Origin of the sequence: Nocardia sp. NBC_01377 (assembly GCF_045040005.1) — a bacterium.
Taxonomy (GTDB): domain Bacteria; phylum Actinomycetota; class Actinomycetes; order Mycobacteriales; family Mycobacteriaceae; genus Nocardia; species Nocardia noduli.
In genome coordinates, this window is the sequence record NZ_CP109566.1 from 7385605 (window position 1) to 7398550 (window position 12946).

Consider the following 12946-nt stretch of genomic DNA (forward strand, 5'->3'; position numbering starts at 1 on the left):
GTTCACGTCCGCCCGGCCGGGGCCACCGCGGGCCCGGCCACCGCGCACTGCGGCAGACAATCGACACGGTCGAGTGTGGGAGCACCGCGAGCGGGCCGCAACAGCAGCCCGGCCAGTAGCGCGCCCGCGAGCAGCAGCCCGGCGCAGATCCACATCGCGACCTCGAATCCCCGGTCGAACGCGCCCGGATCCGACAGCGATCCGGAGATACCCGCGAGCCCGGGCAAGGCGGCCACCGCGAGCAACTGTGCGGTCCTGGCCACGGCGTTGTTCACCCCGGAGGCGATACCCGCCTCACCCGAGGGGACCGCGCCGAGCACCGCGCCGGTCAGCGGTGCGACCAGAACCGACAGACCGAGCCCGAAGACCACGACACCGGGCAGCACATCACGGACGTAGACGGTGTCGGACCCGATCCGCATCAGCAGCACCAGACCGGCGGCCGCGAGTATCGGACCCGCCGTCATCGGCAGCCGGGGACCGTGCACCTGCGCCCAACGTCCGGCGGGCGCGGAGAGCACCAGCATGATGATCGTCATCGGGACGGTCGACACCCCCGACATCAGCGGTGAGAAACCCGCCACCAACTGCAATTCCAGTACCAGCAGGAAGAACACGCCGCCGAGCGCGGCGTAGACGGCGAAGGTGACCAGATTCGCCACGGTGAACACACGCGAGGAGAACAGCCTCGGCGGCACCAGGGGGTGGTCGCTGCGGATCTCGATGGTCACGAATACGGCGAGCAACACCGCGCCCGCGAGGATCAGCAGCGGCGTCACGTCGATGAGGCCGAAGGTCAGTGTGCCGAGTGCCAGCGCGACCACCAGCGCGCCGGGCAGGTCCAAACGGGTGGGCGCCGCCGGATCGCGACTTTCCGGCACGTGACGTAACGCGACGAGCACGACGACCGCGACCAGCGGGACGTTGATGAAGAAGATGGACTGCCAGCCGGCCACATCGATGAGCCAGCCACCGAGGAAGGGGCCGAACGCCCCCGCGACACCGCCGAATCCGGACCAGAGCCCGATCGCGGCGCCCTGATCCCTGTCGTCTATCGACGAGGAGATCAGCGCCAGGCTGCCCGGGGTCAGCATGGCGCCCGCGACACCTTGCAGGACCCGGGCCGCCACCAGCATCTCGATGCTCGAGGCGATCCCGCACAGCACCGAGGCGAGCGCGAAACCGACGGCGCCCCAGACGAATACCCTGCGCCTGCCGAGCCGGTCACCGAGCGAGCCCCCGAGCAGGATGAAGGAGGCCAGCGTCAGGGTGTAACCGTTGAGCGTCCATTGCAGTCCCGCGACGTCGGTATCGAGGGATTCACCGATCCGGGGCAGCGCGATATTGACGACGGTCGCGTCGAGCGAGGCCACCGACGATCCGAGGATCGTGGCCAGCAGTATCCAGCGGCCCTTCGCCGAGCCGAGCCTCGGTAACTCCGTGGCGGTGCTCACCGCTCCAAACTAGCCCCGCCCGGCGCAGTGTCCAGCCGAGCGGGGGACCGACCGAGTCGATCGAGGACCTAGAGTTCCTCGACGCAGACCACGAACTGCCGTTCCTCGTAGGTGAAACCCGTGCCGGTGCTGCACGCGCCCGCGTCGGACGCGCCCTGCTGGATGTTCACTACCCGAACGGCCTGCGTCGCGCGTTCACTGCAATCGATGCGCTTGGGATCGTCGCCGCCGACATCCATGCAGCCACCGACGACCCAGTCGATATCCAGGCACAACGCGCCCTGCTGCACGCCGTTGAGCGTTTCGGCGTAGTAGTTGTCGCGGTCGCCCACACAGGCCGTACTGGTCGGGGCCTTGCCGATGACCTTGTAGTTCGCCGACCGGCTTCCGCAGGACGCCTTGGAGATGGTGGCGTGGCTCTGGGTGCCGCCGAGGGTGACACAGTCGCCGACACTGGCTTCGAAATCGGTATTGCCGCCGCGGGTGGTCGTCGTCGGACGTCCCGAGGTGGGCCTGCTCGATGAGCGGGGAGACGAGGTCTTCGGGGTGCTGGTCGTCACCGCGTCGACGGTGCCGCCATCGATCGCGGGTTGCGCGGTTCCATCGATGGTGGAACTACAGCCGACGACGAGGGCCAGCGCGGCCACCGCGGTGCACACCCCGACGACGACACGACCTATGAGCATATGACGAGACACGAAACAGTCCTCCCGAGCTGCAACGCTCCGAACTCAACGCCCCCGTCAGAATCCGAAGTTCGACTACCTTGCTTGAAATATCACGCCATGCATACACCATCGTTAACACGGGCGTCGAGTCGACGCGGACGGCTGGCCGTTCTACCTGCGTGATCGCCTATCCAGCTACCTGTCCGATTAGGGTGGGGAGACCTGTCGAGAAAGGGGTTGCCATGAGGCTGATCTGCGCGATCTTCTGCGCTACCGCGGCGGTCGGCACCTCCTTCTGGCTGCCGTCCGTCGCCTCCGCAACCGATGTGCACTGCACCGCCGACAGCGATACCGACATCACCCGGGTGGACGGCCGCACGGCCTGCCGCGCCGCCAGCGGCACCGAAGGCCGGTCCCATTCGGCCGGGTTCGACGGAGTCGGCTACGCCAACGCCACGTCCGGCGCCGTCGCCGTCGGACTGGGCGCTGCGGGCGGGGTCGGGGCGAGCGAAGGGGTCGGCGGCATCCCCATCGCGATCGGGCTAGGACCCGACGCGATCGCACTGACCTCGCTGGCCGACGTCGAAGGCCGCCCGCCCGCGGGCGTGGGGCTGTCGATCGCCATGGACGGTTCGCGCGCGCAGGTCAGCTCGACGGAGGACACGGTGGTGTGCCTCGGATCGTCGGCGCTCGCGTGGAACGGCACCACCGGCGCGGGCTGTCTGGCCACCCCGCTGGGGGTCGTCCGGTCGACCCCGCCGGACCGCGCCGACCCGAAAACGGTACCAGAACAACAGCTTCCGCCGGAGTAGTCCGCGCGGGCAGGCGGCGATCGAACCGATGGCCGCGCCCGAACGTAGGTACAGGTATGGAAGTGGCCCTATCCTCCGCGCCGAGAACACCCCGGTTGACCGCCGTGCACGCGCTGGCGGCGGGTATCGATTTCGACAGGTACTTCCGCTGGCGGCGGTCCAGGGAAGGCGATCCGTTCTACGTGGTGTTCCCCGGTGTGGGCGCGGCGTTGTTCACCGGGACGCCCGACGGCGCGCGCGAGGTGTTCCGCGCGCCCGTCGACCTGCTCGAACCACCCCGACCCAATCCGATCGAACCACTCGTCGGCGCCGCGTCGCTGATCCTGACGGCGGGGGAGCGACACCGCCGCGACCGGACGCTGCTCGCGCCCGCGTTCCACCGGGGGCGGATCCGCGCGTACGGGGAACTGGTCCGGGATGCCGTGGTCGACGAGATATCCGGCGACGCAGCGGGTTCGGCGGCGTGGCGGCCCGGCGCGACCGTCGACGCGCGCGCGGCGGCCCGCGCCGTCACTCTGCGGGTGATACTCGGGGTGGTCTTCGGCACCGACGACGCCGAGCGGCACGCGCACTACACCGCCGCGGTCTCGGAATTCCTCGACGCGTACTCCGGCCCGCTGCTGCTGATCCCCGCGCTGCGGCACGGAGCCTTCGGCGCGACACCGTGGGACCGGTTCCGTGCGGCGCGCGAGCGGGTCGACCGGCTCATCCGGGCGGATATCGCGCGACGGCGCGCGGCGGGACGGCCCGCTGGCACCGATATCCTCGCCGGTTTGCTGAATGTCCGCGACGAGGACGGCGGAGCACTCACCGACGACGATCTCTGCGACCAGTTGCGCACCCTGGTGGTGGCGGGCCACGAGACCACGGCGACCAGTGTGGTGTGGGCTCTCTATCACCTGCACCGCGCACCGCGAGTGCTCGCCCGGCTGCGCGCCGAGGTGCTCGAAGCCGGGACCGACGCCGATCCGACGACACTGGCGACGCTGCCCTACCTGGACGCGATATGCCAGGAGACACTGCGACTGCATCCGCCGGTGCCGATCGTGCTGCGCCGGGTCAGCGCCCCCTTCACCCTGCGCGGAGTCACCCTCGCGGCGGGCGGGGTGATGGGCGTGGCGCTACCGCTGCTGCACTCCGAACCCACGGTATGGCCTGATTCGGAGCGTTTCCATCCCGAACGCTTCCTCGAACGCGGGTTCGGTCCGTTCGAATACGCGCCGTTCGGCGGCGGCCATCGACGCTGCGTCGGCGCGGCGCTCGCCGAGTACGAGATGCGGATCGTGCTCGCGACGATTCTGTCCCGCGTCCGGCTCGCGCTCACACCCCGACATCGCACCGGACGGACCCCGCTGTCGGTCCCGCACAACATCGCGACGGGCCCGCGGCGCGCCATCCGGTTCGTCGTCTTGCCATGATTTACGTCACGAAGTGTTTGAGATCCGCGAAAAACGGACCGACCGCAGGTTTCACAGCGGCCACGCGCTTCACACAGCTAGCGGGATATTTCCCGGGTACACCGGCCATGGGAGACCGGTGTGTCCGATGACACAGACGATAGCCATACCGAATCAGTCCGTTCCCGCGATGGATGCATGTCATGTGGGGACGGTATGAAGGACGTGGGTCGGGTTCGTCATCCCCGCGGTGTCGGCGCGTGAGCGCAGGGGCACCGCACGTCAAAAACAGTGGTCGCTATCCCAGGCTCCACGCCGATGAGTATCCCCAGTGCGTTTCGACATGCTCGGGAGCAGGAAATGGACGAGTAACGTATGCAAGCCGCTTTCTACAACAGGATCCTGCCGTCTTCCGCACGGAAAGGCCGGCGTCCACGCCGGATCGGTCGGGGAATCCTATTGTCGGCGGCGATCGCGGCGGCCGGTGCCTTGATCGTCGTTCCCGCTCAAGCCCAGCCGACGCTGCCCGGTGTCGGATCGTTCGGTATCACCGATCCGGTGCCGCCGCAGGCCGATTTCGCGCCGCCGTCGATCAATATCGCCGATGGCGAGACCGTCGGTGTCGCGCAGCCGATCGTCATCAACTTCAAGGACCCGATCGCCGACCGGGCCGCGGCCGAGAAGGCCATCAGGATCACCTCCTCCAAGCCCGCGCCGGGCGAGTTCTACTGGCGCAGCGATAAGCAGGTGCGCTGGAAGCCCCTCGGGTTCTGGCCGGACAACACCGATGCGCGGGTGGAGGCGGGCGGCACGGCCAGCTCCTTCCGTATCGGCGACGCGCTGGTCAGCACCGCCGACGACAGCACCCACACCATCACCGTCACGCGTAACGGCGAGGTGGTGATGGAAATGCCGACCTCGATGGGCAAGCCCAAGCACGAGACCCCGAACGGCACCTACTACGTCGGCGAACAGCTGCCGAAGATGGTGATGGATTCGTCCACCTACGGCGTCCCGGTCACCGATCCCGAGGGCTACAAACTCGATGTCGAGTACGCCACCAGGATCTCGAGCAGCGGCATCTTCGTGCACGCTGCCCCGTGGTCGGTCGCGCAGCAGGGTGTGTCGAACGCCAGCCACGGCTGCCTGAACGTCAGCACCGAGAACGCGCGCTGGTTCATGGAGAACACGCACAAGGGCGATCCGGTGATCGTCGTCAACACCTCCGGCGGCACCCTCAGCGCCGCGGACAATATGGGCGACTGGAACTGACGGTCCCCACCCGTTCCACCGAAACCCGCGGCCGCCGTGATCGGCCGCGGGTTTCACGTTTTCCGGACCTACGACGCGTCCGGGCCGGGCGATCGCGGTAGCCGGCCCGCGGCGCGCAGACCCGAGATGGTGTCGGCGATGACCTCTCCCGGACCGCGATAGCGCAGGCCCAGGTCGCGTTCGCTCGCGCTGTCGTCGGATTCCGGCATCCGGGTGTAGTACTGCATCGCGGCTTCGGTGAGCGGGCTGGAGAAGGGGATCAGGCGAGCGAGCGCGTCGGAGGTGCGGCCGAGCAGCCGAAGGGCGGCATCCGGCACCGGGACGACGCGCGTGGTCCGGCCGGTGACCTCGGAGAAGAGCGCGGCGAGTTCGGTCACACCGACGCGATGACCACCGCACAGGTAGCGGCGCGGACCCAGACCCGGCACCAGGGCCGCCGCGTGCAGCGCCGCGACGTCACGGACGTCGACGATGGTCCATCCCGCGTGCCTGCCCGGGAGCAGCCGCAGCCGGACGGCGACCTCGACACCTTCGGCGCCCTCGCCGAACCGAGGACCGGCGGGTGGGCCGAGCACCATGCCGGGATAGCTGACGACCACCGGCGCGCCCGCGTCCTGCAATCCCCGCGCGTACAGCTCCACTTGGGCCTTCGAACGCCCGTAGGCATCGGAACCGCCGACGACCGGCAGCTCGGCCGACACCGTCGTGACACCCGGCTGGAACAGGACGGTGAAACTCGAGACGTGCACGATCGGGTCGAGACCGAGTTCGGCCGCGATCCCGAGCACATGTGTCGCGCCGACCGTGTTCGTGGTGAGCATCTCGCGCGCGCGTCTACGGTCGGTCGCCACGACGGCCGCGCAGTGCACGACCGCGTCGCATCCGAGCAGGGCCCGGCGCACCGAATCGGCGTCGGTGATATCGCCGACCACGCGGTCGGTGATATCGACGCCGAGCGCGGCGGGTGCGGTGAGCCGCGACGGATCCCTGACCAGGAACCGCACCCGATGTCCGGCGTCGGCGACGGCCTTCGCCGTCCACGCGCCGAGGAAACCCGTTCCGCCCGTCACCAGCACACGCACGTGCCGATGGTAGGTGCTCGCGGTTCGGGTTCCCGCCGGAACTACCAGATCTTCACGCGCTGCTCCGGTTCCAGGTACAGCGTGTCACCCGGGCGCACCTCGAAGGCCTCGTGGAAGCTGTCGATATTGCGGACCACGGCGTTGCACCGGAATTCCGGCGGCGAATGCGGATCGACGGCGAGCCGCCGGATGGCCTCCTCGCTGCGCGCCTTGGTGCGCCAGACCTGAGCCCAGCCGTAGAACACCCGCTGCAATCCGGTGAGTCCGTCGATCGTGGGTGCTTCGGTTCCGTTCAGCGAGATCCGGTACGCCTCCAGCGCGATGGAGAGTCCACCGAGATCGCCGATGTTCTCGCCGATGGTGAATTCGCCGTTGACGGTGTGCTCGTCGGGCAGTTCCTTGGGGGAGAGCACGTCGTACTGTTCGATCAAAGCCTTGGTGCGCTTGCCGAATTCGGCGCGATCGTCATCGGTCCACCAGTCGACCATGTTGCCGTCGCCGTCGTATTTCGCGCCCTGGTCATCGAATCCGTGACCGATCTCGTGGCCGATGACAGCGCCGATACCGCCGTAGTTGGCCGCGTCGTCGGCGTTCATGTCGAAGAACGGCGGTTGCAGGATCGCGGCAGGGAAGACGATCTCGTTCATGCCGGGGTTGTAGTAGGCGTTGACCGTCTGCGGGGTCATGAACCACTCGTCACGGTCGACCGGCCCGCCCAGTTTGTTCAGGTCACGGTCGTGTTCGGCGATATATCCGCTGCGGTAGTTGCCGACGAGATCGGCCGGGTCGACGGTGACGGCCGAGTAGTCGCGCCAGCGATCGGGGTAGCCGATCTTGGGGGTGAACTTCTCGAGTTTGGCCAGCGCGGCCTTGCGGGTGTCGGGGCCCATCCACTCCAGATCGGCGATATTGCGCCGGTACGCCTGCTGGAGATTGGCGACCAAGTCGACCATCCGGGCCTTCGCCTCGGGCGGGAAATGCTGCGCCACATACAGTTTGCCGACAGATTCGCCGAGCAGATCCTGCACCAGCGACACGCCGCGCTTCCACCGCTCGCGATTCTCCTGCGCGCCGGTCAGGGTGCGACCGTAGAAGTCGAAATTCTCCTCGACCACCGCGTCGGTGAGATACGGTGCGCGCGAACGCAGTACGCGCCACGCGGCCCAGGCCTGCCAATCCGCCAGCGATTCCGACGACCACGCCCGTACGAAGGCGCTCACGTAATCGGGCTGACGCACAACCAGTTCGGCGAAGAGATCGGGGCCCGAGTGGTCGACGCTCTCGGCCAGCGCCTCGGTCCAGGCGGTCCAGTCGAATTCGGGATGTTCGGCGGTCAGCGCGGCGAAAGTCATCAGGTTGTAACTGCGTTCGGCATCGCGGCGGCGCACGACATCCCAGTGACCGGCGGCCAACTTCTTCTCGAGTTCGAAGATCCGCTGCCCCACGGTATCCAGATCGGCGGGCAACAGGGCCGCGATCCTCGGATCGGCCGCGGCCAGGGCGAACACGCGCCCGATATGCGCGATGTACTTGTCCCGGATCTCGGCGAACTCGTCCTGACGGTAGTAGGACTCGTCGGGCAGGCCGATGCCGGATTGGGTGGCGTGCAGCAGGTAGCGGTTGGAGTTCTTGTCGTCGGTGTCGACATAGAAGCCGAGCGCGCCGCCGATCCCGGTCCGTTGCAAACGGCCGAGCAGCGCCGCGAAACCACCGCGATCGACGACCTCACGCACCGCGGCGAGTTCGGACGAGATCGGCCCGAAGCCCGCCGCCGCGACGGCCTCGGTATCCATGAAGCTGGAATACAGGTCGCCGATCTTGCGCGCGTCGGTGCCGGGGGCGGCCTGCTCGGCGGCGGCGTTCTGGATGATTCGCTGCACGTCCAGTTCCGCCTGGTCGTAGAGCGTGCGGAAGGCTCCGTCCACGGCGCGGTCGGCGGGGATCGTGTAGTCGTCCAGCCATTTGCCGTTGACATGCGCGAACAGATCGTCCTGCACCCGGACTGCGTCGTCGAGGTAGGACAGATCGATACCGGAGGGACTGCTCAGCTCGGAAGTCACGTCAACCAGTATGCCCAGAACGCGGCTTCGCGCGGCGGTGCCGAGTTCGGTGGTGTGCCCCGGCCGCGGTCGCGGCCGGGGGAGACGGACAGGTCAGGCGGGGAGAACGACGCGGTCGAATTCCCCGTCACGGACGCCCGCGATGAAGGCGTCCCATTCCTCGGGTGTGTAGGTGAGGGTGATTTCTCCGTGACGCAACGACGTGGCGCCGTCCGACGTGGTCAGGGCGGTCAGCGCGGTCGGCCCATAGGCCGAGCCACCGCTCGCGAGCACGGTGAGGAACGAGGTCCATTCGGTCGCGGTCACGGTGATGATCGGCTCGTCGCATAGGAGTGCGGCCGGGTCTCGGCGGTACTTACTGTCACGGACCGACACCACGTCACCGACGAATCGAACCTCGACACATTGGTTGCCGTTGTTAGACCTGCTCGACGTGAACCAGTCGGAAATACAAACCGACCGGAACGTAGCGGTGGTTGCCATGCGGCAGATTTTACACTCGAGAGTACGACCTGATGACCGCCAGTGAATCCTCACGACTCAACGACTGTTCACGTGCGCGAACATAGGCGAATGCCAGGTCACGCACCAGATCCGGATCATCGACCGCGCCGCCGAACACCGCGCTCTCCGCCCATCCGAAGGTGGGCAGCTGTTCTCCGGCAAAGTCGAGCAAATGAAAACTCGAACCGCCGAGAATCGCGCCCGCGGTGGCGGCGAAGGGAATGACCCTGATCTCGATACTGTCGGAGTCCTCGCTGAGCGCGACCAGGTGTTCGAGCTGGGCCCGCAACACCTTGGGACCGCCGGTCTGCTGAAGAAGGGTGCCCTCGCCGACGACCGCCGTCAGCTCGACCCGCCCCGGACCGCGTAGTCGCGCCTGCCTGCGCATTCTGATCGTCACCAGCTGTTCCACCTGCACCGGCCGGATCATGACGTCGGCGCTGATGAGCGCGCGCGCGTAATCCTCGGTCTGTAGCAGACCCGGCACGATGAGACTGTCGTAGCTGCGGATGCTCTGCGCCCCGTACTCCATGCCGTAGAGCCGCTGGAGTTCGGGACCGATCAGCGCCGACGACTTCGCCCACCACCCGCGCTGTTTGCTGGAGGCCAGTAAAGCCAGCAACTCCTCGCGTTCCTCGGCGTCGACTTCGAGTATTTCGAGCACCGGACCGATCGTGTTGGTGGTGAGGACGCGACGGCCCTTCTCCACGTGGGACCAGTTGGCCGCGGTGAATCCGATCTGCTTCGCGAAGGTCGCCGAGTCGAATCCGCGCTGTTCTCGCAGCTCACGTAGCCGCAGTACCAACTCCCAGCGCGCGACGGTAGGCGAGACGGGTGCCATGACCAGTGATGCTACGCGCTGTCGATTCGCCCGCGTGTGACTATTGTCAATCCAGTTGCACACAGCTACTGTCTGGAGTTAGCGGCCGATTCACCCGTCACGTTCGATTCGAGACGAGGTTTGCCAATGATCGAGAGCAGTGATCGTCTTTCCCGCACGGTCACGCCTGTCCGACCGTCGCGTGCGGCGGTCGAGGAATACACCACGATCCAGGACGCGTTCGCGCGCTGTCGCCTATATCGCAAGGAACATCGGCTCTACGGCGTGGTCGACGCGTCGCTCGGTCGCATCATGCTGGAGGTGGGCGCGGTCGGCGCGGTCGTCATGCCCGCCTCGCTAGGCGCGCACGTCCGCGACTCGATGGCCTCCGGCGGCGATCCGGTCGGCCCGATCATCTCGCACCCGCGTTCGGACCGGTGGACCTTCCTCACCGGCCCGACCGACAATTCCTACCTGGACATGGCCCTGTTCTCGGACCTGTTCCGGGTCTGCGCCTCGGTCGCGCACCCGGGCAGCACGATCGTGCTGCCCTCACCGGCCGACGAACGCGGGGGATATCGGTGCTGGATCTCCGCGCCGCAGTACGACTATCGGCCCGGGCTCGCCGATGTGGTTTCCGCGACCCGGGCCTGCGGGGCTCGCGCCTCTAGGGTGTCGGCTGCGGAGTGAGCGTGATGCTGAACCTGTCCTCGACGTTCTGCTGCCACTCGCGCTCGCAGTCGTCGATCTTGGACTGATCGTTGCCCGCGTTGTTGACGCAGTCGAGGAAGTCCTTGCCGCCGGAATCGACGAACAGACTCCAGCCGACGATCGTGATGACCGTCGACGCGATGAGCGCGAGAATGCCGAGTACCACGCCCGCCACCGCGAAACCGGTGCCGCCACCGGTGCCTCGGCGCACCTTGACCAGGGCGATGATGCCGAAGATCACCGCGAAGACTCCGAAAAGGAATCCGCCGACCACGACGAGTAGACCGATGATCGCGAGAATGCCAAGGACGAGGGCGGTCACCGCCATCCCCTTGCCCTTCGGGGATTCCTGCCAGTACTGACCGCCCGGCGGCGGATACTGGCCGGGCGGGGGCGGGGGATATTGACCGGGTGGGTACTGACCCGGGGGCGGGTATTGCGACATGGACTTCCTCTCCGTCGGCGCGGCGGCTGTCAGCGGTTGCTCGGCCCCACCTCGGCGGAGGCACGGTCCGGTCGGGCGCGCTCACGCGGCTCACTGCCTACTGATCGTGCCCCCTGGGTCAGGATGTTAATGGGACGAACAGTGCACCGCGCCGTGCCGCGCGACACCGTCGGCGTGGCGGGCCCCGCCGATCAGGCGCCACCGAGCCGCGCGTGCATCTCCCACACCAGGATCTCGGCCGGTCCGTTCGCCGTCACCCGCTGTCCGCCGGTCCTGGTCAGACGGACCGCGTCACCCTCGTAGAGGGTTCCCACGCCTTCCATCTCCACCTCGCCGCGGGCGACGTAGACGTGCGCGTACGGCGCGTCCGGCAGGTCGACGGCCCGCTCCTGATCACCGGACATCCGCGCCACATGCAACGCCGAGTGGCTGCTCCCGATGGCGATGGCGGTGCGATCGCGATACCGCGGCAGACCGGAGGCGACCGTCACCAACGCGCCGGAGGACAACTCGCCGTCGATCTCCAGCTGCTGATATCCGGGTTCGATGCCGGGTTCGTCCGGAACCACCCACATCTGGACGAAATGCACCGGCTCGTCGTGTTCGGCCGTGCCGTCGAGGCGCCACGAGTCGTTCTTCTCCGAATGCAGAATCCCGGTGCCCGCGCTCATCCGCTGGGCGAGGCCGGGATAGATGACACCGTTGTGGCCGAGCGAATCCTGGTGCACGAGGCTGCCGCCGAGCACCCAGGTCACGATCTCCATATCCCGGTGCGGGTGGGTGTCGAAGCCCTGACCGGGCAGCACGACGTCCTCGTTGTTCACCAGCAGCAGGCCGTGGTGGGTGTTGTCCGGGTCGTAGTGTTCTCCGAAGGAGAACGAATGCTTCGAATCCAGCCAGGAAACTCGTGTCTTCATGCGGTCTCCGCCGCGATGGACATCGATGTGTGGTGTCGTGAGTGTGGACATCGAGGCCCTCCTCTCGGGACCGTGCACCGATCGCCTTTCAGGGTAGGAGTACATCCGACGCGGTACTCCGAATTCCTAGTAAATTGTCGTGCACTCGGCATTTTACGCGAGCGACCAGCGGGTGAACGGATGGCGAGCACCAACCGCCGGTAGGCGGACCCGCGGCGCGGCCGAGTAGGGTACCGCGAACAAGACTGGCGAACAGGACGAGGCCGGATACGTAAGGTGATGCGGCACAACGCAAACCGGAGGTGACAGGCAGATGCGATTTGAGCAACTCAACGGCATCGAGCACGAACTCCGCGCGGCCGCGCGCGCTGACGACATCGGCGATTTCGTCGTCGGTGTGGCGGTCTTCCGTGACGGCAAACTCCTGGTAGTCCGCCGGGTGCCCAACGACTACCACGGCGGGATGTACGAACTGCCCGGCGGCGGCGTCGAATCGGGGGAGACCTTCGCCGAATGCGTCGCACGCGAGCTGTTCGAGGAGACCGGGCTGCGCGTGCGCGACATCACCGAATTCCTCGGCGCCATCGACTACGCCACCCGCACCAAGGCCAGGGTGCGCAAGTTCAACTTCGTCGTCGAGGCCTACCCGGGGAAGGTCTCGGTGGCGCCCGGCGAACACGACGCCTACGCGTGGATCGACGCGTCCGCGCTGGACAGGCTGCCGATGGCGCCCGATATGCGGCAAACCATCAGCGCCCTGGTGCAGACACTCGATTCCTCACATCCCGCGTGACCGAGCGGGGT

13 protein-coding genes are annotated in these 12946 nt (G+C 67.3%); 5 read left to right on the forward strand and 8 right to left on the reverse strand.

What is annotated here, in order from left to right; translation table 11 throughout:
- Positions 1–2 precede the first annotated feature (2 nt).
- Positions 3–1454, reverse strand: coding sequence for an MFS transporter (locus OG225_RS34070; protein WP_405178903.1), 1452 nt, complete (start codon positions 1452–1454; stop codon positions 3–5).
- A gap of 68 nt (positions 1455–1522) precedes the next feature.
- Complete coding sequence (locus OG225_RS34075) at positions 1523–2152, reverse strand: hypothetical protein (RefSeq protein WP_308165559.1); 630 nt, start codon at positions 2150–2152, stop codon at positions 1523–1525.
- A gap of 212 nt (positions 2153–2364) precedes the next feature.
- On the opposite strand from OG225_RS34075, the gene OG225_RS34080 reads away from it, so the two are divergent.
- From OG225_RS34080 to OG225_RS34090, 3 genes are all read left to right on the forward strand, one after another.
- On the forward strand, positions 2365–2934 hold the full coding sequence (locus OG225_RS34080; RefSeq protein WP_405178904.1) for a DUF6764 family protein: 570 nt from the start codon (positions 2365–2367) through the stop codon (positions 2932–2934).
- A gap of 56 nt (positions 2935–2990) precedes the next feature.
- Positions 2991–4352: a cytochrome P450 gene (locus tag OG225_RS34085; RefSeq protein WP_405178905.1), complete on the forward strand. Its 1362-nt coding sequence runs from the start codon at positions 2991–2993 to the stop codon at positions 4350–4352.
- A gap of 354 nt (positions 4353–4706) precedes the next feature.
- Positions 4707–5603 carry a L,D-transpeptidase family protein gene (locus OG225_RS34090; protein WP_405178906.1) on the forward strand — a complete coding sequence of 299 codons (897 nt, stop codon included), beginning with the start codon at positions 4707–4709 and terminating at the stop codon, positions 5601–5603.
- Positions 5604–5671: 68 nt separating this feature from the next.
- On the opposite strand, the gene OG225_RS34095 is transcribed toward OG225_RS34090, so the two are convergent.
- The 4 genes from OG225_RS34095 to OG225_RS34110 form a co-directional block, all read right to left on the reverse strand.
- Positions 5672–6685 carry an NAD-dependent epimerase/dehydratase family protein gene (locus OG225_RS34095; RefSeq protein ID WP_405178907.1) on the reverse strand — a complete coding sequence of 338 codons (1014 nt, stop codon included), beginning with the start codon at positions 6683–6685 and terminating at the stop codon, positions 5672–5674.
- Positions 6686–6726: 41 nt separating this feature from the next.
- Positions 6727–8745, reverse strand: a complete 2019-nt coding sequence (locus OG225_RS34100) for a M13 family metallopeptidase (RefSeq protein ID WP_405178908.1) — start codon at positions 8743–8745, stop codon at positions 6727–6729.
- Positions 8746–8838: 93 nt separating this feature from the next.
- Positions 8839–9228, reverse strand: coding sequence for a DUF397 domain-containing protein (locus OG225_RS34105; RefSeq protein ID WP_405178909.1), 390 nt, complete (start codon positions 9226–9228; stop codon positions 8839–8841).
- A 10-nt stretch (positions 9229–9238) separates the two neighbouring features.
- Entirely contained in the window at positions 9239–10090 is an 852-nt protein-coding gene (locus tag OG225_RS34110; protein ID WP_405178910.1) for a Scr1 family TA system antitoxin-like transcriptional regulator, read from the reverse strand.
- 126 nt (positions 10091–10216) lie between these two features.
- Here OG225_RS34110 and OG225_RS34115 point away from each other — a divergent pair, with 126 nt between their 5' ends.
- Positions 10217–10759 (forward strand): hypothetical protein, encoded by a 543-nt coding sequence (locus OG225_RS34115; protein ID WP_405178911.1) that lies wholly within the window; start codon positions 10217–10219, stop codon positions 10757–10759.
- Here the strand turns inward: OG225_RS34115 and OG225_RS34120 are convergent.
- Together OG225_RS34120 and OG225_RS34125 are read right to left on the reverse strand one after the other, a co-directional pair.
- Positions 10737–11225, reverse strand: a complete 489-nt coding sequence (locus OG225_RS34120; protein WP_405178912.1) for a DUF4190 domain-containing protein — start codon at positions 11223–11225, stop codon at positions 10737–10739. The two genes, OG225_RS34115 and OG225_RS34120, sit on opposite strands and share 23 nt — an antisense overlap.
- 191 nt (positions 11226–11416) lie before the next feature.
- Positions 11417–12193 carry a pirin-like bicupin family protein gene (locus OG225_RS34125; protein WP_216918156.1) on the reverse strand — a complete coding sequence of 259 codons (777 nt, stop codon included), beginning with the start codon at positions 12191–12193 and terminating at the stop codon, positions 11417–11419.
- A gap of 262 nt (positions 12194–12455) precedes the next feature.
- Here OG225_RS34125 and OG225_RS34130 point away from each other — a divergent pair, with 262 nt between their 5' ends.
- Entirely contained in the window at positions 12456–12935 is a 480-nt protein-coding gene (locus tag OG225_RS34130) for an NUDIX hydrolase (protein ID WP_216918157.1), read from the forward strand.
- The last annotated feature ends 11 nt before the right edge of the window (positions 12936–12946 follow it).

Bases quoted from the DNA above. Each gene is read 5' to 3' on its own strand.
- OG225_RS34115 (WP_405178911.1), top strand. From the start codon at position 10,217: ATGATCGAGAGCAGTGATCGTCTTTCCCGCACGGTCACGCCTGTCCGA.
- OG225_RS34125 (WP_216918156.1), bottom strand. From the start codon at position 12,193: ATGTCCACACTCACGACACCACACATCGATGTCCATCGCGGCGGAGAC.
- OG225_RS34130 (WP_216918157.1), top strand. From the start codon at position 12,456: ATGCGATTTGAGCAACTCAACGGCATCGAGCACGAACTCCGCGCGGCC.
- OG225_RS34080 (WP_405178904.1), top strand. From the start codon at position 2,365: ATGAGGCTGATCTGCGCGATCTTCTGCGCTACCGCGGCGGTCGGCACC.
- OG225_RS34105 (WP_405178909.1), bottom strand. From the start codon at position 9,228: ATGGCAACCACCGCTACGTTCCGGTCGGTTTGTATTTCCGACTGGTTC.
- OG225_RS34090 (WP_405178906.1), top strand. From the start codon at position 4,707: ATGCAAGCCGCTTTCTACAACAGGATCCTGCCGTCTTCCGCACGGAAA.
- OG225_RS34085 (WP_405178905.1), top strand. From the start codon at position 2,991: ATGGAAGTGGCCCTATCCTCCGCGCCGAGAACACCCCGGTTGACCGCC.
- OG225_RS34110 (WP_405178910.1), bottom strand. From the start codon at position 10,090: ATGGCACCCGTCTCGCCTACCGTCGCGCGCTGGGAGTTGGTACTGCGG.
- OG225_RS34120 (WP_405178912.1), bottom strand. From the start codon at position 11,225: ATGTCGCAATACCCGCCCCCGGGTCAGTACCCACCCGGTCAATATCCC.